Source organism: Lewinella sp. W8, from assembly GCF_004375085.3.
Taxonomy (GTDB): domain Bacteria; phylum Bacteroidota; class Bacteroidia; order Chitinophagales; family Saprospiraceae; genus Neolewinella.
Genome location: NZ_SNAQ03000001.1, coordinates 115,594 through 137,696, shown reverse-complemented (window position 1 = coordinate 137,696; position 22,103 = coordinate 115,594). Strand labels below are relative to the sequence as shown.

Genomic DNA, 22,103 nt, shown 5'->3' with positions numbered 1-22,103 from the left:
TGTTGGTATTTTAGTCTGTTGGGCTGTTGATTCGTTAATGTTTTGGGCGGTTGGAAATTGAGGTGGTGTTGCCGTTGGGATAATTTTTTTACCTTCCGAAAAACCTCCGGCTCACCTTGTTGCTCCCCCTCGCCCTGACGGTGCTGACTGCCACCATTTTTTGTGAAATCGCCGCGCGGCGGGAATGGATTCCTTACTGGATCAGTCGGAAACTCCTGCACATCATTGCCGTGGGAAGTTGCGGGCTGGCCGCCCGCTGGATTGATCGCGAGTTGCTAACCCTCATCGTGGCCGGGGCGGAAATTGGCCTCATCGGACTGGTGGCCTCCGGCAAGTTGATGCGGGACGAAAGCGGGCGTAAGGCCTGGGGGATCGTGTGGTTTCCGCTGGCGTTTTTGCTACTACTGACATCTTCCTTGCCGGATGATCGCGTCGCCTTCTGCATGCTGGTCCTGGCCCTTTGTGACCCGGCGGCCACCATCTTCGGGAAGCTCTTTGCGCGCAGTAACTATTCGCTGACGGGGGACCCAAAATCCCTGGTGGGCAACCTGGCCTTTCTGGGCTCCTTTCTGGTGCTCGCCCTCTGCTGGGGGATGTCCCCTACCCCAGGACTTTTCCTGACGGGCGGCCTGCTGGCCGTGACGGAAGCCCTCGGCTCCCGGGGAATGGATAACCTCTTCGTGCCCCTGGCCACCGCCTGGTTATTGGGGCCGGTGGCGAACGTCAACGGGCAGCAACAAACCCTACTGGTGACCTGCCTTGCCGCGGTGGTCTTCGCCTGGTGGATGGTCCGCCGGGGAAGCCTGACGTGGGGGGGCGCGGCTGCGGCCGCGCTGCTCGGTATCGCGGTAACCCTGAGTATGGGACCGCTGTGGCTGCTGCCGCTGGTGCTGTTTTTGGGCAGCAGCAGCCTTATCGGGAAGTTCTTTCCCTCCCAGTCCGCCGCCGGTGACCACAAGCACGCCCAGCCGCGGGACGCGATGCAGGTGTTCAGTAATGGGGCGGTGTATGGGTACTGGGCAATGAAAGTCCAGCTCTTCTCCGGAGTGATTTTCATTTTTGCCCGAACACCGCCGGAGCCCATGCTACTTTGCGCCATGGCCGTGGCCACCGCCGATACCTGGAGCAGCGAACTGGGCCAATATTTCCGGCAACCGACCTATGACCTGCTACGCTGGCGGCGGGTGCCGCCGGGGCTGAGTGGTGGGGTCAGTTTGGCGGGGACACTGGCGGGACTGGCGGGGGCGGGCTTCATCGCGCTCTGCGGTAGCTGGATGACCGGCATGGATTGGGGCAACGTAGCGCTGTTCACCCTGGTGGGTTTTTTGGGGATGCTCCTCGACAGCGTGCTCGGGGCCCTGCTGCAGCCCACCTATCGGCATCCGGAAACGGGGGCCCTTAGCGACGTACGCCCGGAAGGTGGCACCAAGATTTCCGGCCTTAACTGGATGACCAACGACTGGGTGAACTTTGTGGCCATTGCGGTGACGGTGTTTGGGTATTTCTGGGGGACGATCTTTCTGTAGGCGGCGGCCAAAGTATCCGCTTACCATTACGCTCTGCATCCCGGGTAAACTCCGCGAGGCCCTGGCCAATGCTGCGCATTGTCTGCAGACCTCGCTCGGGGAGGAAGACCCCTCCGGGGCCACCACTAATCCAGTAAACGGTACTCCAGCGCGATGCGCACCAGGCCGGCCGTGTTGCGGGCCCCCAGTTTTGACAGGATGTTTCTCCGGTGGGTTTCAACCGTGCCGAAGCTGATGAAGAGTTTGTCGGCGATCTCCTGGGTGGTGTATTCATCGACGATGAGCTGGAGGACTTCCTTCTCCCGGCGACTCAGGCGTGGGAAGGGACTTTTGCGGGTGCTCTTCTCCCCCGCGCTGCCCTCCAGTAGTAATTCACTGATGGCTTCACTGAAAAACTTCCGGCCCTTGCCAACCTGCTGAATGGCCATCAGGACTTCATCCTTACCGGCATTTTTGTGCAGGTAACCACTGGCCCCGTTCTTGATCATCAGCCGCACCATGCTGATCTCACTGACCATCGACAGTCCGATGACGGACACCTTCGGGTACGCCCGCTTGACCCGCTTGCACAACTCCACGCCGTTGGTGTCCGGCATGTGGATATCCATCAACACCGTGTCAATCGGGGGGCCGCTTTCCAGGGCGCAGAGTAACTGGTCCCCTCCGTTGAAGAGTCCGACCAGTTCAATGTCCGGCTCGTCCTTCAACATCAGTTCCAGGCCCTGTAGCACCAGGGAATGATCGTCAACAATTGCCAGGTGTGTCATAGTGGTAAGCTTAGCGTAACGGTAGTCCCGTGGCCGGGGCTCGAATCATACTGAATGTCCCCCTTCAAGTAAGCCACCCTACTTTGTATACTATTTTGCCCCAGGCCCTTACCCTCGTCGCTTACTTTTTTCGGATCGAAGCCGATGCCGTCATCCTCCACCGTCAGCAAGAGTTGGTTCGGCTGATCCAGCAACTGAATGAATACCCGTTCGGCTGCGGCGTGTTTCACCACGTTGTGGGTCAGCTCCTGCACGATCCGCAACAGCATCTCCTGGGCGGAGGCGTCGAGCCGTAAATCCGGCTGACCGATGATCTCGAGTTCCGTCTTCAGTCCCTGCTGCCGCAACTGGGCCGCAATGTCTTCGATGGAGCCCGAGAGTCCGGAAAGCGCCAGCGTCTGGGGCATCAGGTTATGGGCGATGCGGCGTACCTCGGTGCAGGCGCGGTCCAGAAGGGTGTTGGCTTCCGAGTCCGGTGCCGACTCCCGGGAGAAATGTGCCTTCACGGTGGCCAAAAGGCCACCGAGCCCGTCGTGCAGGTCTTTGGCTACCCGCCGGCGCTCGGCCTCCTGCCCCTCGATCATGGAACGCAGACTGGAGAGTTCCGCCGCCTGTTTCAGCCCCTGAATTTCGGCGATCCGTTCGGTTTCCACCCGAAGGGCCTCGCTTTCCTGATAGCGGAGCCGGAACCGGAAAAGGAAATATCCCCCCATACTCAGGGCCGCCAGCAGGGCCATGCCCAATCCCATCAGGGTGGTCCGCTGTCGTTGTTGCTCAATGACCAGTTCCTGGCGCTCAATTTCCGCTTCCTGCAGCTGTCGCTGAAACCTTTCGGCGATGTCCATTTCTTCGTCGAGGCGCTCCCGGAGGTGCACGCTGTCGATCTGGGAAGCGAAGGCAGCGTAGTGGACGCTCGCCTGCTGGGCGTTGCCCGTGGCCAGGTGAGTTTCTCCGATGACCCGGTCGAAGTCCGTCCGCACGGACAGCAGGTTCATCGAATCGGCGATCATCCGGCCCCGGTCAAGTATGTTCAGCGCGTCCGCATAATCACCGTCCTCCCGGTAGATGTCGCCAAGGGCCAGGAAGGCGTAAGCCCGGGATCGGGGGTCCATGATCTCGGCGTCGTCGCGGAGTACGGATTCAATGATCGTACGGGCCCGCGGAAAATCATCGAGGTTATAGTAGGCCACGCCGAGGAAAAGGTCCAGCAGCGGGAGTTCTTCCGGGCGGTCGAGGGCGAGGTAGAGGTTACGGGATTGCTGGAGATCCTTGAAGGCGCCCTGGGCGTCGCCGGTTTCCATTTTCACCTTACCGAGATTGGACAGCGTAGCGGCCATGCCCAGGCTGTCATTGTCCGCTTTCTTCAGTCGCATGGCGGCTTCGTAGGCCCGCTTGGCCGCCAGCGGCTGTTCTACCCGCCGGTAAAGGACTCCCAGGTTGTTGAGAATTTTCGGCACGTCACGATCGTAGCCACTTTCTTCGGCAATGCGGTAGGCCTCCCCGAAATGGAGAATGGCCGCGTCGTAATCAGTGTGTACCATCTGGTAGGCCCCCAGGTTAACGAGAACCCCCACCCCCACCCGGGGGTAGTCGGCGGGGTCGCCCAGGGCCTGCAGCGCCAGATTGTTGTAACGGTAACTGGAGTCGAACACCGAGGTCAGCCAGTAAATGGTTCCAGTGGTGCGGTAGCCCAGCGCTTCCCATTCGGGATTGTTGCGGGCCCCGGCCCGCAGGGCCAGTTCCCGGGCGTGGGTCAGGGAGATGTTGGGGTCATTACGCAGCTCGAGCTTCGCCAGTTCGTAGAGGGCGTTCAAGTCCGCCGTGTCCGCTTCCGTCACCGGTCGGGTACTGGCCACCGCGAGCAGGCTGTCCTTTTGTGCCAGGAGCGGTAAGTTTATCATCACCAGCACCAACAAGAACCAGCAGCAGGCCATGGAATGGCCACCAAAAATCACCCTATCGTGCACCATGGCGAGACGTTATTGTGCCAAAAATTACGCTTTCGGGGCCGAAAAAGCTCTACGAAAGCGGGGGAATTGCCGTTCTACCGGAATTCATGGAGGGGCCCCAAAGAAAAGAAGCGCGTCTGGAAAATTATTCCTTGTTAAATCAAATTTTAAGCATTACCTTTGCGGGCCGCAAGCAGCGGTCTAAAAAATATCTAGCCATGGACGCTATTTCTTTCGTACACGAGCAAGTTACGCAGAAGCAGGACTTCCCTGACTTCCGCGCCGGCGACACCGTAGTCGTCGACTATAAAATTATTGAAGGAGACAAGTCACGGATTCAGTCTTTCCGTGGTGACGTGATCCAGATCAAGGGTGAGGGCCTGACCAAGACCTTCACGGTGCGCAAAATGTCCAACGGTGTTGGCGTAGAGCGTATCTTCCCCATCTCCTCTCCCAACATCGACAGCATCAAGGTAATCAAGCACGGTAAGGTTCGCCGCAGCCGTCTTTTCTACCTCCGCGACCGGGTTGGTAAGAAAGCTCGCATCAAGGAGCGTCGTATCTAAACGCCACGTTCATTGGCTAATCGGTAAGCCCGATCATCTTCACGGTGGTCGGGCTTGCTGCGTTTAGGGTACTTCATGCGGGTGTAGTTGTTTAGCGTTACCCCCGGCGGAGCATGAGGGCGCGGACGCAGGTGCATAAATTATGGGTAGGGCTATGGATTAGAGAAGGTGAATAGCTACCCCGATAGCAATAGGTGGAATGTCCTGTAGTGTTCGGACAAGGGTTAATTGTTGTCGGAAGCCTATTTCAAGAAAGCGCAGCTAAGTTAAATGGCTTCCGACCACTTGAATACGAATTGCATGTGTGCAAAATTTTATCGCCCTAGGATCAGCGGGTAGATTACTATTTTGACTTGAGGTTAGCCCGCTGCGACACTCAAAGGACCTCAAAATCTTCGATTTTTCGGACACTTCGAGGTCGCTCATTGAATTTTGGAGTGACCTCGAAGTGTTCAGTAATTTGAGCGGCACGCGAAAATATGCTGATCCTTTGAGTGTCAACCCGCCCATACCTCTGCGAATTATTATTTTAACCCGAAATACCGATCATGCCCAAATCCCCCACCCCTCCGAATCGCCGTAAATTTTTGAAAAAGATGGGCGGTGCTGCCCTGGCCTCCGCCTTCTGGAGTTCCACCCGGGCCCAAACGCTGGACTTCCCGGATGCACCCGCCGTCAGTGCCAACGACACCATCGGCCTGGCCTGCATCGGTATGGGTATCCAGGGTTTCAATGACCTCGCGGCCGCCCTCGAAACGCCGGGTGTGAAGTTTCTGGCCGCCGCCGACCTATACACCGGTCGCCTGACCCGCGCCCGGGAAGTGTACGGCAAGGACCTTTTCGTGACCCAGGATTACCGGGAAATCCTCCGGCGGGACGACATCGACGCCGTGATCGTGGCCACCACCGATCACTCCCACGCCCAGATCACCATCGATGCCCTCGCGGCGGGCAAGCACGTCTACTGCGAGAAGCCCATGGTGCAAAAAATTGCGGAGGGTGCCGGCGTAATTGCGGCGGAGCAGAAGTATCCCGGCGTCCTGATGGTGGGCAGTCAGGGGGTAAGTTCCATCCTGCTGGACAAGGCCCGGGAATTTTACCATCGCGGAGACATCGGAAAGCTGGTCCTGGTGGAAACCTACAACGACCGCTTCAGCGCCATGGGCGCCTGGCAGTACTCCATTCCCCGGGACGCCTCCCCCGAAACCATCGACTGGCCCGCCTTCCTGGGCGATGCCCCCAAAGTAGACTTTGACCCGGTGCGCTTCTTCCGCTGGCGTAACTATCGGGACTACGGCACCGGTGTGGCCGGTGATCTGTTCGTTCACCTCTTTTCCGGCGTACACCACCTGCTGGATTCCAAAGGACCCAACCGCATCTTCGCTACCGGCGGCCTCCGCTACTGGGAGGACGGTCGGGACGTCCCCGACGTCTTCATCGCCAGCTGCGACTACGGCAAACAACCGGGACACGAAGCCTTTAATATGCAGCTGCGGGTCAACTTCATCGACGGCGGCGGCGGCGGCTCCCGCACCCGACTGGTGGGCACCGAGGGCACCATTGACCTGAACGGCGGCCGCTTCACCCTCCGCCGCAACAAACTCCCCGAAGCCCCCGGCTACGGCGGATGGGATTCCTACAATACCTTCCCCGAAGCCACCCGGAAGGAATACGCCGCCTGGTATGAGCAGACCTACGGGGGCACCTACCCTCCCGTAGAGGGGCCGGAATCCCTGACCTTCAACGTTCCGGACGGCTACTCGGACCACGCCCACCACTTCCGCAACTGGTTCGACGCCATGCGTCGGGGCGGCACCGTGGTGGAGGACGGAAGCTTCGGCTTCCGGGCCGCCGCCCCCTCCCTGGCCGCCAACGAAAGCTACTTTCAGCGGCGGGTAATCGGGTGGGACCCGGAGAAGATGGAGAAAGTGTAGCGGTAGGACTACGGCAAGTTTGGGAGGCAGGAATTTGACCACGTCGAAAACCCATTTACCCGGCTCCTTGGGATACTCCGCCGGCACCTGCGTCCTCGCCAGATACTCCTACGATAATTTTTACCCTAACGGCGGGTAGTTTTTACCTAGCCGGGGTGAATTCACCGCCTACCACATACAAAAATTTTTCGAAATTTCAACTTTTCTCACCTACCACGGACCCACTTTCGCCCCCGCCAAGAGACCATCAGCGTATCGGTTGCTTTGGGCCACGCGCCCGCCAGACCAACCACGTAAAGAAAGCCTTTTATAGCCCCCTGATTTTCAACGCTCTGGAATTCAACCCTCCGTACTGCCGGGCGACGAAAATTTGAAAACAATGGAACCTCCCTTCTGCGCAGCTTAATCGGGCTTACGGTAGCGTCTGCCGTACCCAAAGGCCAAAAATTGGTGATAAAACTTTAACATTTCTCCGTAATACTTTGTCGGGTAAGCGCGTTTATACCCCCGTCCGAACGATGAACACGACTTAAATACGGACACTATTCCGAATGGTTCGTTCCGCCGTTGCACCGGCACAGTAGCGAGCCTTCATCACCAAACCAACGCCATATGGCAACCACACAAAATTCTCCCTCTAATACCCCCAAGTTCACTCCGACTCCCGAGCCGAAGAAGAACTACACGCCCATCCTTGCAGGTCTCGCGGCGGTGCTGTTACTGGCCCTCATCGGCCTTGGCATCGGCTACGGCAATCGCGGCACGGAAAATGCTGAGCTGAGCGCCGACCTGGTAGAGATGGAGCAATTCAAAGCCCAGGCTGAGCAGCAGTACTACGAAAGCCTGGCGGAACTGGAAGAGATGCGCGGCAGCAACGAAGAGCTGAACGCCATGATCGACCAGCAGAAAGAAGAACTGCGCGTACAAAAAGACAAAATTGCTTCCCTGACGCGCGACAGCCGTAACCTGGCCGCCGCCCGCCGCGAACTCGCCGAACTGCGCACCCAAACGGAAGGCTACGTAGCCCAACTGGAGGAGCAGCGCGTGAAAATCGCCGAACTCGAGGAAAACAACACCCGCCTGACCGGTGAGCGTGACCTCCTGAGCAGCGACCTGCAGGTGAGCCGCCAGCAGAACGAAGCCCTGAACAGCGAGCGTGCCGTCCTGGTAAGCGAGCGTGATCAGTTGACCAACACCAACGAAGAACTGAGCCGCAAGGTCGGTATCGCCAGCGTGATCAAGACCAACAACGTAACCGTCGTTGGCCAGAAGCAGCGCAACAACGGCAAGTGGGTTGATCGCAACTCCGCCAAGAACGTCGAGCGCCTCTACGTTTGCTTCAACAGCCTGGACAATTCCGTAGCCGAAGCCGGTGAAGAGTCTTTCCAGGTACGGATCATCAACCCCAACGGTGAGACGATCCAGATCGAAGCCGAAGGCAGCGGTGTGCTGATCAACGCAGAAAACGGTGACCAGATTCCTTACACGACCAGCATGGGCTTCAACTTTGACGGCAGCGCCGCCAGCCACTGTGCGGAATGGAATGTGGCCAGCCAGCAGTACGCGGAAGGCACCTACACCGCCGAGCTGTACAACAAAGGTTTCTTTGTTGGCACCGGTACCGTTACGCTGAAATAAGGCAGTATCTTTTAGCGGTTTATCCGCAATCTCACGAAAGAACGATGGGGGGCGCACCAGCTTGGTGCGCCCCCTACGTATTTTTGCCCCTCACTTAAATCGTCAAACCTTGGCCGACAAGCACCAACAGACCACGGCCTTGCTTTCCGCCGCCTTTGAATTATCGGAGAACGCCAGTGGTCGTTCCGTTAACGAAGACCAGTTCATCCAGTGGCTGGCGGACGTGGTTGACTACTGGATGCAGCACCGCATGGAACGGCTGATGAGCCTGTGTTATACGCTGGACGTCAGCGAAGCGGCCGTCGCGGAAGCCCTGCATCCCAACGCCCCCGAGCCCGCGAATGTGGGCCTGGCGCGTTTACTCTACGAAAGACAGCTCAAGCGCCTGGAAACCAAGGAGCGCTTTAAACCCGAAATGCTTGACGATGAGGACGCCTGGTGAACGAAAAATAAAATCGGACCTTCCGCCCTTCGGGGGCCCCATCTTCCCCCCCATGCGGGGAAAAATTCCTTCCTGGCTGCTGATCGGCTCCCTGATCCTGACCCTTACCGTCGGGTTCCGCATCTGGTACTTCACCCCGTCCGTGGCACCGCTTACGCCAGCGAAGGATTTCACGGCCACCGCCCCCGACGGCAGGGAATTTTCCCTACGGGAACTGCGCGGGCAGTACGTTCTACTCGATTTCTGGGGAAGCTGGTGTGCGCCCTGCCGACGGGAAAGCCCGGAGCTGGTGCAGCTCCACCGCGATTATCCCGACCAACTCGAGATCGTCAGCGTGGCCATCGAGCGCGACAGTAGTGCGTGGGCACGGGCGCGAGCGCAGGATGCCAGGTTGTGGCCCCTGCAGGCCATGGACCAGAGTAGTAGTTTGCGGTTCCTCGACGGCCCCCTGAGCGATCTCTACGGCGTCAACCAGGTGCCCACCAGTTTTTTCATCAATCCGGACGGACTCGTATTGGGCGTCAACTTTTCCTTCGCGGATATCCGTGAAATCCTGGATCAGCAATAATATCCTCATCCCACCACCGCCCCCCGTATGCGCGACGACATTGACTACACCTTTGAATACGCCGAGCGACTTTCCGGTCCCGTCCCCGAATACCTCCGGGAGGTAGAACGGCAGACCTTCCTGAAGACCATGGCCCCGCAGATGCTCAGTGGTCAGCTTCAGGGCAGGCTGCTGGCGCTGCTCAGTAAACTGAGCGCCCCCAAGAACATTCTGGAGCTGGGCACCTTTACGGGCTATTCGGCCCTCTGCCTGGCCGAAGGCCTGCCCCCCGGCGGACGGCTGCACACCATCGAGGGAAATCCCGAAACCGCCTTCTGGGCCCGCAAGCACTTTGCGAGCTCCCCCTACGCCAAAAACATCCAGCTCTACGTGGGCCAGGCCAAGGCACTGCTTCCCGACATTCCCGGTCCCTTCGACCTGATTTTCCTGGACGGCGACAAACGCGGCTACCCCGAATATTTTGACCTACTGATCGACCAGCTACGCCCCGGCGGATTGCTACTGGCCGATAACGTCCTTTGGGACGGGCGCATCAACAAACCCGCCGACCAGGATCCCGACCTGATTGCCCTGCGCAAATACAACGATCTGCTGGCCGATGACTCCCGGGTAGAAACGGTGGTCTTGCCCATCCGGGATGGGCTGTCGGTGGCGCGGAGGGTTTGAGGGCTTATCCCCCTCGCTCGGCAGACCAGTCAGCTCCTGCGTCGCGCCTGGGCGGACGAGCTTATCTTTCAACCTGAAGCTCTTTCCCGGATTTGATGACCGGCCTGCAGAGCAGACCTTTTCCGGGGTTTTCGCCTCAGCATTGGCCCTCTCCTCAGTTTCCACGACCGGCTTGCAGAGCAAGCCTTTTCCGGGGGGCTTCGACCGGCCTGCGGAGCAGGCCTTTCCCGGGGGGGCTTAGCCCTGGACGCATGTATGCGTCGGTACTACCGATGGCTCTCGTAGAACTGCACCACCTCCGGGTCCACCATGACGTCACGGGGGGAAAGGGGTTTGCGGAGGACGATGCCCTCCAGGGTGCGGCAACGGGACAGGGCCACGTAAGTCTGACCGTGTTCGAAGGCCCCGCGGCCGAGGTCGATGATGATCCGATCAAAGGTTTTGCCCTGGGCCTTATGGATGGTTACCGCCCAGGCCAGGCGCACGGGCAGTTGGCGGTAGGTGCCGAGGGTTTCGGTGCCGATCTTCGTGGCGTCCGCGAGATCCGATTTGTAGCGGATGATGTCCCACTCCTCGTACGCCACTTCAATTTTACGCACCTTGCCGGCTTCGCTTACCTGGATGACCACCGATTCGGTTTTGCACTCCAGGATGGTGCCGATGGTGCCGTTGACGTACTGGCGGTCGGTGTCGTTGCGGACCGTCATGACCTGAGCGCCGACCTTGAGTTTCAGGGCCGCCGGCACGGGGAAGAGCCGATCGGGGAAATTCCCCTTGACCTTCGCCAGGTACAGCATTTCGGGGTTGTCGAGGGCCGCCAGCGCGGAGGTATTGATCCGGTTGACGGTGGCGTTACGGGCGGCCAGGGTCAGGTAATTTTCGCCCGCCTCCGGTTGAAAATCGGGCAGGTAGCGGCGGTTTAAATCCTCCAGGTCATCCTGGTCTACGGTGGCGTTGCGGATACTTTCCAGTAGGCGCAGGAAGTGCCGACTGTCCTGACGGTATACTTTGCGCAGTTCGATCATCTCCAGATCGATGTGGTCCAGGCAGTCCGCGCTGAAGAAGTAGGGGCTGGCGTAGCGGTAGGAAAAGAACTGCTTCTCTTCGTTGGTACTGACGACCGGAGGCAGTTGAAATAAATCTCCGAACAGGATCACCTGCACCCCTCCGAAGGGTTTCGAGCTGCTGCGGTTCAGTTTGAGGGCGTAGTCGACGGCCTCCATCACGTCCGCCCGCACCATACTGATCTCGTCAATGATCAGGGTTTCGAGGTTCATGAACAGCCGCTTGTAGCGGCGGTTGGCCCGGATGTCGCGGCTCTGTAACAGCCGGGGAGGGAAGTTGAACAGGGAGTGAATCGTCTGCCCCTGCACGTTCAGGGCCGCCACCCCCGTGGGGGCCAACACCACCACGTTTTTCTGGGTACTTCGCCGAAAAATCTGGAGGAGGGTGGACTTTCCCGTTCCCGCCCGCCCGGTGATGAATAAATGCGCACCAGCCTCAATGCGTTCGAGCGCATAGTTAAACTCCTCCGAAAGACGTAGGGGCTGCAGACCGTCGGGTGTATCCATGGTGGCGAAGGTAGGGAGAGGAGATTGATCCTCCAGCGGGCGGAGTAGAATAGTTCTTTGCCAAACCCAATCATCTGCTTTCGACGGGATATTTGCCGAGTCCGGATAAACCTCACTTTCGTTGTCCGGTTTATTGGAGGGTAATCCGTCTACTTTCGGGAAGTTCTCTTCCCCGGCTTTGGCGGATGATCCGTCATAACCATCTCATCGGGCCGACAGCGGCCCCGAACAACCCACACTTCATGACTAAGTTTTTCTACTTAATCATTTTTCTACTCAGCGCCTCCCTGTCGGCTCAACCCTGGGACGTCATTGCGCTCGAAAACCTCTCCTCTTTTTCCCCCACCGGTAGTAACTGGTCCGTCGTCGGCGAGGTTTTTCTCCCCCAGGGGAAAACGGAGTTTAAAACCAAGCGGGGCACGGGCATCCTGCTGAACCAACCCACCGATAAGCAGCGGCAGGGCCTCCAAACCAACTGGGAGCACGGCGACATGGACCTGGACGTAGAAGTCATGCTGCCTCCCGGCTCCAACAGCGGCATCTACCTTCAGGGACGGTACGAAGTACAGCTGCTGGACAGCTGGGGAAAGGCCCGACCCACCTTCGGCGATATGGGCGGCATCTACCAGCGTTACGACGAAGCCCGGCAGTACGGCTGGGGGGGCATGGCCCCGGCCATGAACGCCGCCAAGGCCCCCGGCCTCTGGCAACACCTGACGGTCGAATTCCGGGCGCCCCGGTTCAACGAACGGGGAGAAAAGACGGCAGACGCCCGGCTTATTTCCGTCAAGCTGAACGGGGTGACCATCCACGAAAACGTTCGGTTGACGGGTCCGACCCGCGGCCCCATCGGGGCCGAAGAAGTAGCCCGCGGTCCGCTGTTCATCCAGGGCGATCACGGCGCCGTGGCCTTCCGAAACCTCCGGTACCGGAAATACGACAACCCACCCCTTCGCTGGAAAAACCTCCGTTGGGAAGCCACGGAGCTGAGCGCCAACACCGACCGGGAATTCCCCAAAAATCCGGGAGAAGTAACTTCCGGCACCGGGGAGGCCATCACGACGGCGGTCACCAATATTCGCGAGCGGCTCGCCCTGCGGTACCGGGGAACGCTGCCGATCCAGTCGCCCGGCACCTACACCTTTATGCTAAAGGACGCGGGCTTTGGCAGCCTGACCGTCGACGGCAAAAAACTCATTGAAAACAACTGGGGAGAAAAGGAAGTCTCCGTTGACCTCGATCGGGGCGACCACGAAATCGAACTCCTGTACGTAAAAATTGAATCCTGGGTCCAACCCACCCTGGCGCTGTACGTCTCCGGTCCGAATCAGGCCCCGCAACCCCTCCACGACCCGGCATCGCTTCCCGCTTCCGGGGGGAACCCCATCTTCGTGGACCTGGATCGGGAGCCCACCATCCTGCGGAGTTTTCTGGACCTGCGGGTTCCGAATGGGGACCCCTTCCGGGTCAATCACGCCGTCCACGTGGGCTTTCCCGAAGGCATCAGCTATACCTATGACCTGCGGGGCGGGCACCCGGTCGTTAGCTGGCGGGGCGGCTTCATGAACGCCAGCCAGATGTGGAACGGCCGGGGCAACGCCACCGCTTCTCCGGTGGGCATGCAGGTTTTTCTGGACACCCTGCCGGCCTGGTCCGGGGCGACCTACGCGCCGCAGGCGGCCATGATTGAAGCCGACCACGTCCGGCCCCGGGGCTATCAGCTGGACGAGGCCGGTCGGCCGGTCTTTCGGTACGCCCTCGGCGAGGCGGAGGTGACCGACGTCCTCCACCCCCTGCCCGGCGGCAAGGGCCTGAAGCGCGAAATCCGTTGGGAGGGAACGCCCGCTACGGCCGGCGCCTGGCGCCTGGCCAGCGGCCAGATCGTTGCCAACGGCAAGGGACGGTACCTGGTGGACGAGCGTTTCTGGATCGTCTTACCGGATGAGCTGGCCGGTTCGGCCACCCTGACACCCCTCCGGGGAGATCACCACTCGCTTACCCTTCCGGCTAACGGAGCAACGGGCAGCATCAGTTACCAAATCATTTACTAATGCCCGGCTCCTCACCAACCACCCTGGCACCCGCCCTCCGTGGCCAAAACTCCTCCCAAAAAATCACGTCGATCCTCATGTTTCCATCTAGCACCATTGTCCGGACCATCTTGCTGCTCCTGACCTTTCCACTGGCCGCCGGACTGGTCGCCCAGCCCGAAGAAGACGAATACTACAAAATCATTACCCTCCCGACCCCCGAGGGTTCCATGCTGGAAGTCGGCGGGCTGGTTACCCTACCCAACGGCAGCCTGGCCGCCAGTACCCGCCGGGGCGACGTGTGGATCATCGACAATCCCTACATGCTGGCCGGTGCCCTGCCGAAATACCGGAAGTTTGCCTCGGGGCTCCACGAAATCCTGGGACTGGCCTACTACAAGGAATCCCTGTACTGCGCGCAGCGCACGGAGCTTACCCGCCTCGAAGACACCGACGGGGACGGACGGGCCGACGTATACGAAACGGTGCAGAGTTGGCCCGTGAGCGGCAATTACCACGGCTATGCCTTCGGGCCCAAAGTGTCCGCGGAGGGAAAAATGTACGTCACCCTGAACGTCCACTTCGACGGACAGGAGTGGTGGCGCGGGCAGAGTCGGGTGCCCTGGCGCGGCTGGACGATGGAGATCGATCCGGAAGCCGGCACCATTGAGCCCTACGCCGCCGGCATGCGCAGCCCCTGCGGCATTGGCATCATCGACGGGCAATTCTTTTACGCCGACAACCAGGGCGACTGGATGGGCTCCGGCGGACTGGTCCACCTGGAAAAGGGAGACTTTGCCGGCCACCCCGCCAGCCTGAACTGGGCCGAGCATCCCGCCAGTCCGGTGGCCATGACTTCAAACGACGTTTATTACCGGGTGAACCCGCGTTTTTCCCGCCCGGGAGAGCCGTTCGTGAAGCCGGAAAACATCGAGGACGAAACGCCCTACCCCTTCTCAAAACTGGCCGAAGAGATTCCGGCGGTAAAGACCCCTGCCGTCTGGCTTCCGCACACCATTCTCGGCATTTCCACTTCCGAGATCATCGTCGACGAAACCGAAGGCACCTTTGGCCCCTTCGCCGGTCAGGTGTTCATCGGGGACCAAGGGCAATCAAAAATCATGCGCGTCAATCTGGAGCAGGTGGACGGCGTGTACCAGGGCGCGGCCTTTAACTTCCGCAAGGATTTTCAGTCGGGCATTCTCCGGATGAGTTGGGGACAGGACGGCACCCTCTTCGTGGGAGAAACCAACCGCGGTTGGGGCAGCGCCGGCACCGAAGCCTACGGACTGGAGCGGCTGGCCTGGACGGGAAAAACGCCCTTCGAAATGCACTCCATTTTGGCCGAGCGGGACGGCTTCACCATCCACTTTACTCTCCCCGTGGACAAGGCTACGGCCAGTAAACCCGAGAACTACGCCATCACCGGTTTCACGTACAAGTACCACCCCGTGTACGGCAGTCCGCTGGTGGACCAGGTGAACCACGACATCGAATACGTGGAAGTCGCCGACGACGGGATGAGTGCCCGGCTGAAGGTCTCGGGACTGCGGGAGAAATACATCCACGAGATCAAGGCCAGTGGGGTGCAGAGTTATGATGGCAACCTTCCCCTGCTGCACGAAACGGGCTACTATACCCTAAATAAAATCCCCCAGCGGGATACCCTGGCCGTGTCGCTGGCCTGGAAAGAAGCCCGTGCCGCCGAGCAGGCAGCCGCTGCGGAAAAGGCCCGTCTGGAGGCCCGGATCAAAGCGTTAGAGGCGGCGCAAGCGCAGGTGCCGGCCAGTGCTCCGAAAGCCACGGACCACGACCACAGCACGATGGCCAAACCCGCTCCCCGGCGCGTAACGGCTAAGTCCGTCGCTTCCCCCGATAATCCGGCCAGCCGCAATTCGGCTTCCGGCGGCAAGAACCCCACCCGGATGCCCGGCGCCTGGGGCGGAAAGGCCGACGCGACGATTACCCTGTCCACCATTCCGGGCATGAAGTACGACCGGGGCACCATGACGGTATCGGCGGGCAGCAAGGTGAAATTCACCTTCTTCAATAACGACGACATGCCCCACAACATCGTCTTCGTTAAACCGGGCACCCTGTCCACCGTCGGGCGGGCCGCCGGAGAACTGGGACTGGACGGACCGGCCAAGGAGTACGTCCCGGACCTCTCCGCGGTGCTTTTCCACACGACCCTGCTCGGTCCCGGAAGTAAACAAACGCTCTACTTCACGGCCCCCGAAAAGCCCGGTGTTTACGCCTACGTATGTACCTTCCCCGGTCACTGGCGCACCATGAACGGTAAGTTGGTGGTGAAGTAGTTTGCCAACGCGAAGCGGGCGCCCTGACTGGTGGTCGGGGCGCCCGCTTGACGTAAACACATTCCTCGTTACCGAACGAGAATCCGCTGAGCGGCCACCATCTGACCGTCGCTGGTCCGGTGGTTAAGCAGATAGATGCCGGCGGGCAATTCTGCGGGTAGGGTAATCGATTGCTGGCGGCTATTCGGCTGCCGCGAATAGGTGGCCAGCCGGCGCCCCACTAAATTCATGAGTACCAACTCGTCGCCGGTGACCAATGAAACTTCCGGGAACCGGACCCTGATTTCCTGTCCGGCCGCCGCGGGGTTCGGGTAGGCGGAGAAGGAAGCGGCAGGTGATGTTTGCGGCTCTTCGTAGCTATTCCGCGCGGGCAGTAAGTCGGCGGTAGCGGATTCAAGGAGGATCATGGGCTCCGGCTTGTCGGCCCCGGCACGCTCCGGGGAACCCGCGGTTAATTCGGGCGTAAAATCTTCATATGACTCCTCCGGAGTCAGGGCCGGAATCGGCTCCCCCGGAGCCAGTAGGCGAACCGCATAATCTTCGTACTCCCCCCAGAAGTCAGCGTCACAGGGATTCACGTAGTTGCCGTAACTCATGACCACCCTCATCCGGCTGAAGCCGTACCGGGGAAAGCTTGCCGGTAACACCACACTTGCCGTGTTGCCCGTGGTGCCGTTCCAGCGGTGCAACAACTCTCCGGGATCGTTGAAGTCTCCGTCGCGATTCGTGTCCAGAAAGATTTGCCAGTATTCCCGGTAGCTGCCCCAACTGAAGCCGGGTTCGTAGTTGAAGGTGACCGGATCACCGGCGCGGAAATGACGGAGGCCGGTAAAAAATATGGCTCCTCCGTTGTCTCCGGAGGGGATTTCCCAAACTTCATCGGAAGAAATCACCCCGAAGGACTGGATGTATTCGTAGGTCGAGTTTGCCCGGGTCCCGCAGTATCCCGCGGGTGCGTAGGGAGAACGGGTCTCAATGTATCCGGAACAACTATTGGAATTCCCCCCACCATCCAGGACCTGCAGGGTATAGGGGAAGGCTCCCCAGTAGTTGGGGCTGGGCAGAGCGAGGTAATAGATCAACGCACAATTATCGTAGGAGCCCTCATCCACGTCCAGATGAGAAACCGCGAAAGGGAGCGTGGTGGGGTCGTCGATGGTGACAACTACATTGGGGCTACAGGCCACTACCGGAGCGATCTTGTCCTCCACCAGTACCTGAGTAGTGCAGGAGCGGGTGCCGGCGAAGTCCCGCACAAAGAGCTGGACCGTATGGGTTCCCGGGCCGACGACCTCCGGACTTACCCACCGATCGATCAATCCGGATCCAAAAACGCTGTAACTCCCCGCGTCCAGCATATCCGGTGTCAGGGTCGCCTCGCAACCGGTGGCGGGCAGGCTTACGTTAATGGCCGATTCGCAAACGGCCCGGGGACCAAGGTCAATAAAGGGAAACTGGGCAAAGGCGGAGGCACTGAGCAGGGAAAAAAGGGCACAAAAAAGAATACGGTAACGAGGGTTCATTTTGGCAGTAGTTTACCCTTTATCCTTCGGTGTGGGTACTCGTTACACCAATCGCCTTTTTATTCGTAGCGCTGCCGGGGGCAGCACCCGGTTTAAATAAAGTTCATAAATAATTTGCCTCCATCCGTAACGGGCTAAATTTTAGGGCCATAAACATTTGACAAACCACCCTTCTGCGGTGGACTTACCTAAACCCAAACGTCATTAACCCTATGGCAAAATTATCTAAATCCGAGGGCCGCTCCATCCGCCGGTCCCTCGCCGCAGCCGTTGCTGGGCGAAAAGTTTCCGATACGAAAGTAACCCGGATTGCGGAGGCCATTTCTGCGGCCGACTACCGGATCGCCGGCATTGATGTATGTATCTATGGCATCTGCCTGGACTACATTCTCGACGGTCCCGTCCTCGAACTCGAACGACTTCAGGTGAAGGAGGGCATCCTCCGCAAGTTGGAGGTTTTCCCCTACGGCATCATCGCTCCCGAGCTGATGCACGTACGGGCTTCTTTCGACTTTGAGGAAATTCCCCGTCCCCGTGGATAATGGACTTCAGGAGCGAGCCGGCTTTTTGTCGGCTCGCATTGTCCATCTTCACCCTTCCCGTTTCTGCAATCTGGCCTGCGCGCACTGCTACAGCAGTTCGGGGCCCCAGCATCGGGATCATCTGGAGTTGGATAAAATTCTCTGCGGCCTTGCTCTCCTCCGGGAGGAAGGCTATCAGGTGCTTAGCCTCTCCGGGGGCGAGCCCCTGCTTTACCGGCACTTTACCGAACTGGTGAAGGAAGCCAGTGCCCTGGGTTATCGCATCAACCTGATCAGTAACGGTGCTCCGGTCAAGGGCCGACTCCTTGAGGTGCTGTGTGAATACGTTCACCTCGCCACCATCAGTCTGGACGGTGCTCCGGACCTCCACAATGAGCTAAGGGGCAACCCCAAAGCCTTCGACATGGCCCAGCGGGCCATCCAGAACCTACGCGATCACGATCGACCGGTGGGTATAGCCTACTGCGTTTCCCAGCCTTCCCTGATCGACATGCCCTGGGCGGTCAACTACGCCGAAGCCATGGGCGCGCAGCTCGTACAGTTTCATCCCTTTGCGGATACCGGCCGGGGAAAGGAAATTGACCAGCGGCTGGGTTTAAGTCCGCTGGACCTGGCCCGCATGTACGCCGTAGCCAAAATTTTGCAGGATCCCGAAGGACCGGGCATTCACGTAGATTTGGTTCCGCGCCATCAGGCGCTGGCGGCCAAAGGCGATTACAAAATCCTTGGTCTGGATCAGGCCACTGATGTCCCCCTGGCGGATTTGGCTAACCCCCTGATCATCGATGAGCGCGGATCGGTGGTTCCCTTTGCCTACGGCCTTCCGCGGCATTACACCATTGGTGAACTGGGAGAAAATTTTGCCTCCGCCGTGGCCGCCTACAAAGCCGAAGGATGGCGGGCCACCCGAACCCTGATTGATCAAAGCTTTACGGCCCTCGGGGAAGCCGACCAGGATTTGGTCGACTGGTTTTTCTGGATCGAGAATTGCACCAAAGCTACGGTAGCAGCCTAAGGTGCCCTCAGGCTCAGGTGATTGGCGAATCCTAAAATCTTGCCGAATTCAGCCTACCCAATATCAGATGACCTCCACGACCGAAGCGGGCAGCCATCCCTGGCTACCGTCGGACAGGGAGACTTTGATGTAGTTGTCGAAGCGATCAAGAATACGCAGCTTATACCCCTGGGTGAGTTGCTGTTCGAGGGTAGCTTCGGGACCGGGAGCGACACGGAGATTGGCCCTGGGGGCCACAAGCACTGCCTCCGTTTCCTGGTAGAGGAAGTTGTTGCGGGAATTCCCGAGCGAAAAGCAAAGGAAGGCCATTAGTAGAAATACACCCGCTAGCGGCAGGAGAGCAAACCTTTGTTTCTCCTCCATATCCTTGCGCTTCAAGAACCACCGGGTGAAGCCAAAAATGGCCAGGGCCCAAAAGACGATGGCCAGGTAAAAGGCCGTCGTGGCACCCAGCGCGGCTCCGGCCGCCCGCCACCATCGCTGCAGGAAAAATCCGGGCAGTTCCAGGCGTTCAATTCCCGCCTCACCACGGGTGAAGGCCAGATTATTTTTGAGTGCTTCGTGTCCGGGCCGAAGTCTGAGGCCCCGTTCAAAAGACAGTATGGCCCGGCCATAATCACCCCGGGCCACGTGGGCATTCCCCAGGGCCTGGTAGAGTTCGGGGCTGACCAGCCCCGTAGACCGGAGGCTGTCCAGGGTTGCGATCTGGGTAGCGGGGTCTTCCTGCCGTAAACTCTCCCGTGCGGCCCCGAGGAGTGACGCATCAGATTGTGCCCGGAGGGCAAATCCGAGTAAGGGTAGCAAGCTGAGAAACAGGATTATTCGCTTCATGAAGCAAAAGTAGCTGAAAAGTTTTTCTTGCCTGATCGGGTGAAGAATTAACCAGTGGAGGGGTTTCCGTCCCGTCAAATCACTCCTCGTTCCGCACTTCCGGTGGTACTGCCGGCAAGGGCTCCTTGATGATTACGGCACGTCCACCGAAGAGATCATCCAGGGTTTTGGGTTGACGGTCAATTTCCCAGCGGAACCCTTCCAATTTAATGGCTTCATGGTCCACCGCCTGCATTGGCTGCATCTTTCCACTCGGGGCGCTCAGGAACCGGATTCGGGTAACGGCGCCCTCCGAAAACTCCAGCACCATCGAACTGCAGGCCGTCTTATTTACCCCCACGTAAGCGCCCTCCTCGTCGACGACGTAGTAGATCGCCTCGGCATTACCGTTGACCTCCGTGCGCGAAAGCGAGGTGCTGTCAAAAAAGGCTTCAATGATCTTCCCCTTCACCTGATTGAAGAAGATGAGGTCCGGGGTGGTAATCACCATGGCGTTACGCTGCAGGCGCACCTTGTCCGGAGATTGTCCCTTAAAGAATACGCTAATGGTATCACCGATTAACTGACTCGTATCCTGCCAGAGAATGGGGTCTTCGTAGAGCGTGAGGATAGAGTCCACGGTATTGAAGCCCAGCGAATCGCAGACCGCCTGCAGGTCACTCTTCAGAATCCGCACGTCGTGGTAGGCCGAAAGGTAACGGATGGTATCCCCGTTTGCGTCTACCGAGTCCGATTGCAGGGAGAGCAAGGTGTCGGCGGCCATCCACATGGTATCCTGATCGAGGAGTGCGGTCAGTAGGGGGCGGTTGTCCCGACCGCCGTAGGCCTTGACGTAGCCCGTGGCTTCATTGTAGCGGGCGTTTTCCGCCTCGATGGTCAAATCCGCGGAGGTGTCCCGGAAAATGACGGCGCCGGTGGCGATGCTCAGGTCAAGTTCCGGATCGTAATCCATCTTATCGGCCAGGATGATGTTCGGAGGGGAAGACACCCGGGGCCGGCCGCCCGCTACGGCGTAGCTGCCCACGGCGGCGTTGTAGTTAATCGTATCTCCGGTCACGGTACGGTTGGAGTCCACCACCGTGGCTGCTCCCTCCAGTTTGTAGCGATCCTCGGCGCCAAAATAGCTGATGCGGTTCGCCGTAGCCCGCTGAAATTCTCCTTCCGCCACGAAGGCCTGTCCTTCCAGAATGTACAATTCCTCCGGGCCAAAGTAGCGGATGGTATCGGCAGCGGCTAGTCTTTCTCCACTTTTATACTGGGCGTTCTTACTGAAGACGGCCTGATCGAGCGCCACGTCATAGTAGCCCGCCTCACAGTAAATCCGGTTGGTGTCCGTGCGGATGACCGTAGGCCCGAGGAAGTACACGCGTTCCATGGCCAGGTCATAGCGTAAGGTATCGGCCCGCATTTCGAAGCGTTCGTCGATGACCACTACGCTGTCGCGGAAGAAGACCAGGTCCTCCTCGGCGTAGTAGTAGCCATGTCGGCTACTCAATTCCGTTTCCTTATTCACGATTCTACCCCCGGTATGGTAGGTAGCCAGTTTGGTGCTGAGGTCGTAATCCAGTCGTTCGGTGTACAGCTCCGTGTCGCCTCGTTTCAGGACAACTTCTCCCCGGAGCAGAGCGAGCAGGGACTCGGCATTGTAATCCAGGTAGTTGGCGAAGGCCGCCAGGCTGTCGCCCTGCTGGATGATGACGTTCTCATAGGCATAGACCTGAACTTCATTGACCAGCTCGGCACTGTCGCAGTACATGAAGATGCTGTCCTGACTGAGTTCTACCTCACCGATCAGCCGCTGCACCGCGCCACGGTTCAGGAGGCGCAATTCATTGGCGTTGTCGATGTTGACGATCTGCTGGGCCGAGGAGTCTTCGGGTTCCGTCACCTGAGCCGCCAATCCGGTCGAGAAACAGGAAAGGAGAATTACCCACCAAATGGAAATGATCTGCCGCATAAGGGAGCGCAAAGATATTCTATCTCTACGGATGCGGTAAGGAAACGTTCCGTTGTCTTTACCCGCCCCTGCCTGCATGAGCTTTAAGAGGGGTTTAACGTATTAAGCTCTGCCCGGCAGCAGCAGGCAGAAAAAGACGGCACCCTGGATCAGCGCGGCACCAGTGCTCCGCACCCAAAAAGAGGACAGCGGTAAAATAGTGTCCGTCCCGAAGGATCAACGAAAGATTCCCATTCGGATTCCCGTGCCGGGATCCCTCA

17 protein-coding genes are annotated in these 22,103 nt (G+C 59.1%); 11 read left to right on the top strand and 6 right to left on the bottom strand.

Going from position 1 to position 22,103, the window contains the following annotated elements:
* The first annotated feature begins 116 nt into the window (after nucleotides 1-116).
* A complete protein-coding gene (locus E1J53_RS00570) occupies nucleotides 117-1,526 on the top strand; it encodes a DUF92 domain-containing protein (RefSeq protein ID WP_134270036.1) in 1,410 nt (469 codons plus the stop codon).
* Between the two features lie 125 nt (nucleotides 1,527-1,651).
* On the opposite strand, the gene E1J53_RS00565 is transcribed toward E1J53_RS00570, so the two are convergent.
* Both E1J53_RS00565 and E1J53_RS00560 read right to left on the bottom strand, forming a co-directional pair.
* Nucleotides 1,652-2,293 (bottom strand): response regulator transcription factor, encoded by a 642-nt coding sequence (locus tag E1J53_RS00565; RefSeq protein ID WP_134270035.1) that lies wholly within the window; start codon nucleotides 2,291-2,293, stop codon nucleotides 1,652-1,654.
* A complete protein-coding gene (locus tag E1J53_RS00560) occupies nucleotides 2,290-4,263 on the bottom strand; it encodes a sensor histidine kinase (protein WP_134270034.1) in 1,974 nt (657 codons plus the stop codon). The genes E1J53_RS00565 and E1J53_RS00560 overlap by 4 nt, the downstream gene beginning before the upstream one ends.
* A gap of 197 nt (nucleotides 4,264-4,460) precedes the next feature.
* Here E1J53_RS00560 and rplS point away from each other — a divergent pair, with 197 nt between their 5' ends.
* The 6 genes from rplS (at nucleotide 4,461) to E1J53_RS00530 (ending at nucleotide 10,056) form a co-directional block, all read left to right on the top strand.
* Nucleotides 4,461-4,808 carry a 50S ribosomal protein L19 gene (gene rplS / locus E1J53_RS00555; protein ID WP_134270033.1) on the top strand — a complete coding sequence of 116 codons (348 nt, stop codon included), beginning with the start codon at nucleotides 4,461-4,463 and terminating at the stop codon, nucleotides 4,806-4,808.
* 548 nt (nucleotides 4,809-5,356) lie between these two features.
* Nucleotides 5,357-6,742, top strand: coding sequence for a Gfo/Idh/MocA family protein (locus tag E1J53_RS00550; RefSeq protein ID WP_134270032.1), 1,386 nt, complete (start codon nucleotides 5,357-5,359; stop codon nucleotides 6,740-6,742).
* 612 nt (nucleotides 6,743-7,354) lie between these two features.
* Nucleotides 7,355-8,380: a hypothetical protein gene (locus E1J53_RS00545; RefSeq protein ID WP_134270031.1), complete on the top strand. Its 1,026-nt coding sequence runs from the start codon at nucleotides 7,355-7,357 to the stop codon at nucleotides 8,378-8,380.
* Nucleotides 8,381-8,489: 109 nt separating this feature from the next.
* Nucleotides 8,490-8,822 (top strand): hypothetical protein, encoded by a 333-nt coding sequence (locus E1J53_RS00540; RefSeq protein ID WP_134270030.1) that lies wholly within the window; start codon nucleotides 8,490-8,492, stop codon nucleotides 8,820-8,822.
* 52 nt (nucleotides 8,823-8,874) lie between these two features.
* A complete protein-coding gene (locus E1J53_RS00535) occupies nucleotides 8,875-9,390 on the top strand; it encodes a TlpA disulfide reductase family protein (RefSeq protein WP_216649987.1) in 516 nt (171 codons plus the stop codon).
* 27 nt (nucleotides 9,391-9,417) lie between these two features.
* Complete coding sequence (locus E1J53_RS00530; protein WP_134270028.1) at nucleotides 9,418-10,056, top strand: O-methyltransferase; 639 nt, start codon at nucleotides 9,418-9,420, stop codon at nucleotides 10,054-10,056.
* Between the two features lie 266 nt (nucleotides 10,057-10,322).
* Here the strand turns inward: E1J53_RS00530 and E1J53_RS00525 are convergent, their stop codons facing one another.
* Complete coding sequence (locus E1J53_RS00525) at nucleotides 10,323-11,627, bottom strand: ATP-dependent RecD-like DNA helicase (RefSeq protein ID WP_134270027.1); 1,305 nt, start codon at nucleotides 11,625-11,627, stop codon at nucleotides 10,323-10,325.
* Nucleotides 11,628-11,869: 242 nt separating this feature from the next.
* On the opposite strand from E1J53_RS00525, the gene E1J53_RS00520 reads away from it, so the two are divergent.
* A complete protein-coding gene (locus tag E1J53_RS00520; protein ID WP_173021318.1) occupies nucleotides 11,870-13,678 on the top strand; it encodes a family 16 glycoside hydrolase in 1,809 nt (602 codons plus the stop codon).
* A 77-nt stretch (nucleotides 13,679-13,755) separates the two neighbouring features.
* The gene (locus E1J53_RS00515; RefSeq protein ID WP_134270025.1) at nucleotides 13,756-15,975 is read left to right on the top strand and encodes a plastocyanin/azurin family copper-binding protein; all 2,220 of its coding nucleotides are present in this window, start codon (nucleotides 13,756-13,758) and stop codon (nucleotides 15,973-15,975) included.
* 68 nt (nucleotides 15,976-16,043) lie between these two features.
* On the opposite strand, the gene E1J53_RS00510 is transcribed toward E1J53_RS00515, so the two are convergent.
* Nucleotides 16,044-17,498, bottom strand: a complete 1,455-nt coding sequence (locus E1J53_RS00510) for a GEVED domain-containing protein (RefSeq protein ID WP_134270024.1) — start codon at nucleotides 17,496-17,498, stop codon at nucleotides 16,044-16,046.
* Between the two features lie 212 nt (nucleotides 17,499-17,710).
* On the opposite strand from E1J53_RS00510, the gene E1J53_RS00505 reads away from it, so the two are divergent.
* On the top strand, nucleotides 17,711-18,040 hold the full coding sequence (locus tag E1J53_RS00505; protein ID WP_134270023.1) for a hypothetical protein: 330 nt from the start codon (nucleotides 17,711-17,713) through the stop codon (nucleotides 18,038-18,040).
* On the top strand, nucleotides 18,033-19,055 hold the full coding sequence (locus E1J53_RS00500; RefSeq protein WP_173021317.1) for a radical SAM protein: 1,023 nt from the start codon (nucleotides 18,033-18,035) through the stop codon (nucleotides 19,053-19,055). The genes E1J53_RS00505 and E1J53_RS00500 overlap by 8 nt, the downstream gene beginning before the upstream one ends.
* Nucleotides 19,056-19,118: 63 nt before the next feature.
* On the opposite strand, the gene E1J53_RS00495 is transcribed toward E1J53_RS00500, so the two are convergent.
* Entirely contained in the window at nucleotides 19,119-19,886 is a 768-nt protein-coding gene (locus E1J53_RS00495; protein ID WP_134270021.1) for an SH3 domain-containing protein, read from the bottom strand.
* A 79-nt stretch (nucleotides 19,887-19,965) separates the two neighbouring features.
* The gene (locus E1J53_RS00490; protein WP_173021316.1) at nucleotides 19,966-21,843 is read right to left on the bottom strand and encodes an OstA-like protein; all 1,878 of its coding nucleotides are present in this window, start codon (nucleotides 21,841-21,843) and stop codon (nucleotides 19,966-19,968) included.
* Between the last annotated feature and the right edge of the window lie 260 nt (nucleotides 21,844-22,103).

Bases quoted from the DNA above. Each gene is read 5' to 3' on its own strand.
- E1J53_RS00565 (WP_134270035.1), bottom strand. From the start codon at position 2,293: ATGACACACCTGGCAATTGTTGACGATCATTCCCTGGTGCTACAGGGC.
- E1J53_RS00560 (WP_134270034.1), bottom strand. From the start codon at position 4,263: ATGGTGCACGATAGGGTGATTTTTGGTGGCCATTCCATGGCCTGCTGC.
- rplS (WP_134270033.1), top strand. From the start codon at position 4,461: ATGGACGCTATTTCTTTCGTACACGAGCAAGTTACGCAGAAGCAGGAC.
- E1J53_RS00550 (WP_134270032.1), top strand. From the start codon at position 5,357: ATGCCCAAATCCCCCACCCCTCCGAATCGCCGTAAATTTTTGAAAAAG.
- E1J53_RS00545 (WP_134270031.1), top strand. From the start codon at position 7,355: ATGGCAACCACACAAAATTCTCCCTCTAATACCCCCAAGTTCACTCCG.
- E1J53_RS00535 (WP_216649987.1), top strand. From the start codon at position 8,875: ATGCGGGGAAAAATTCCTTCCTGGCTGCTGATCGGCTCCCTGATCCTG.
- E1J53_RS00530 (WP_134270028.1), top strand. From the start codon at position 9,418: ATGCGCGACGACATTGACTACACCTTTGAATACGCCGAGCGACTTTCC.
- E1J53_RS00525 (WP_134270027.1), bottom strand. From the start codon at position 11,627: ATGGATACACCCGACGGTCTGCAGCCCCTACGTCTTTCGGAGGAGTTT.
- E1J53_RS00520 (WP_173021318.1), top strand. From the start codon at position 11,870: ATGACTAAGTTTTTCTACTTAATCATTTTTCTACTCAGCGCCTCCCTG.
- E1J53_RS00515 (WP_134270025.1), top strand. From the start codon at position 13,756: ATGTTTCCATCTAGCACCATTGTCCGGACCATCTTGCTGCTCCTGACC.
- E1J53_RS00510 (WP_134270024.1), bottom strand. From the start codon at position 17,498: ATGAACCCTCGTTACCGTATTCTTTTTTGTGCCCTTTTTTCCCTGCTC.
- E1J53_RS00505 (WP_134270023.1), top strand. From the start codon at position 17,711: ATGGCAAAATTATCTAAATCCGAGGGCCGCTCCATCCGCCGGTCCCTC.
- E1J53_RS00495 (WP_134270021.1), bottom strand. From the start codon at position 19,886: ATGAAGCGAATAATCCTGTTTCTCAGCTTGCTACCCTTACTCGGATTT.
- E1J53_RS00490 (WP_173021316.1), bottom strand. From the start codon at position 21,843: ATGCGGCAGATCATTTCCATTTGGTGGGTAATTCTCCTTTCCTGTTTC.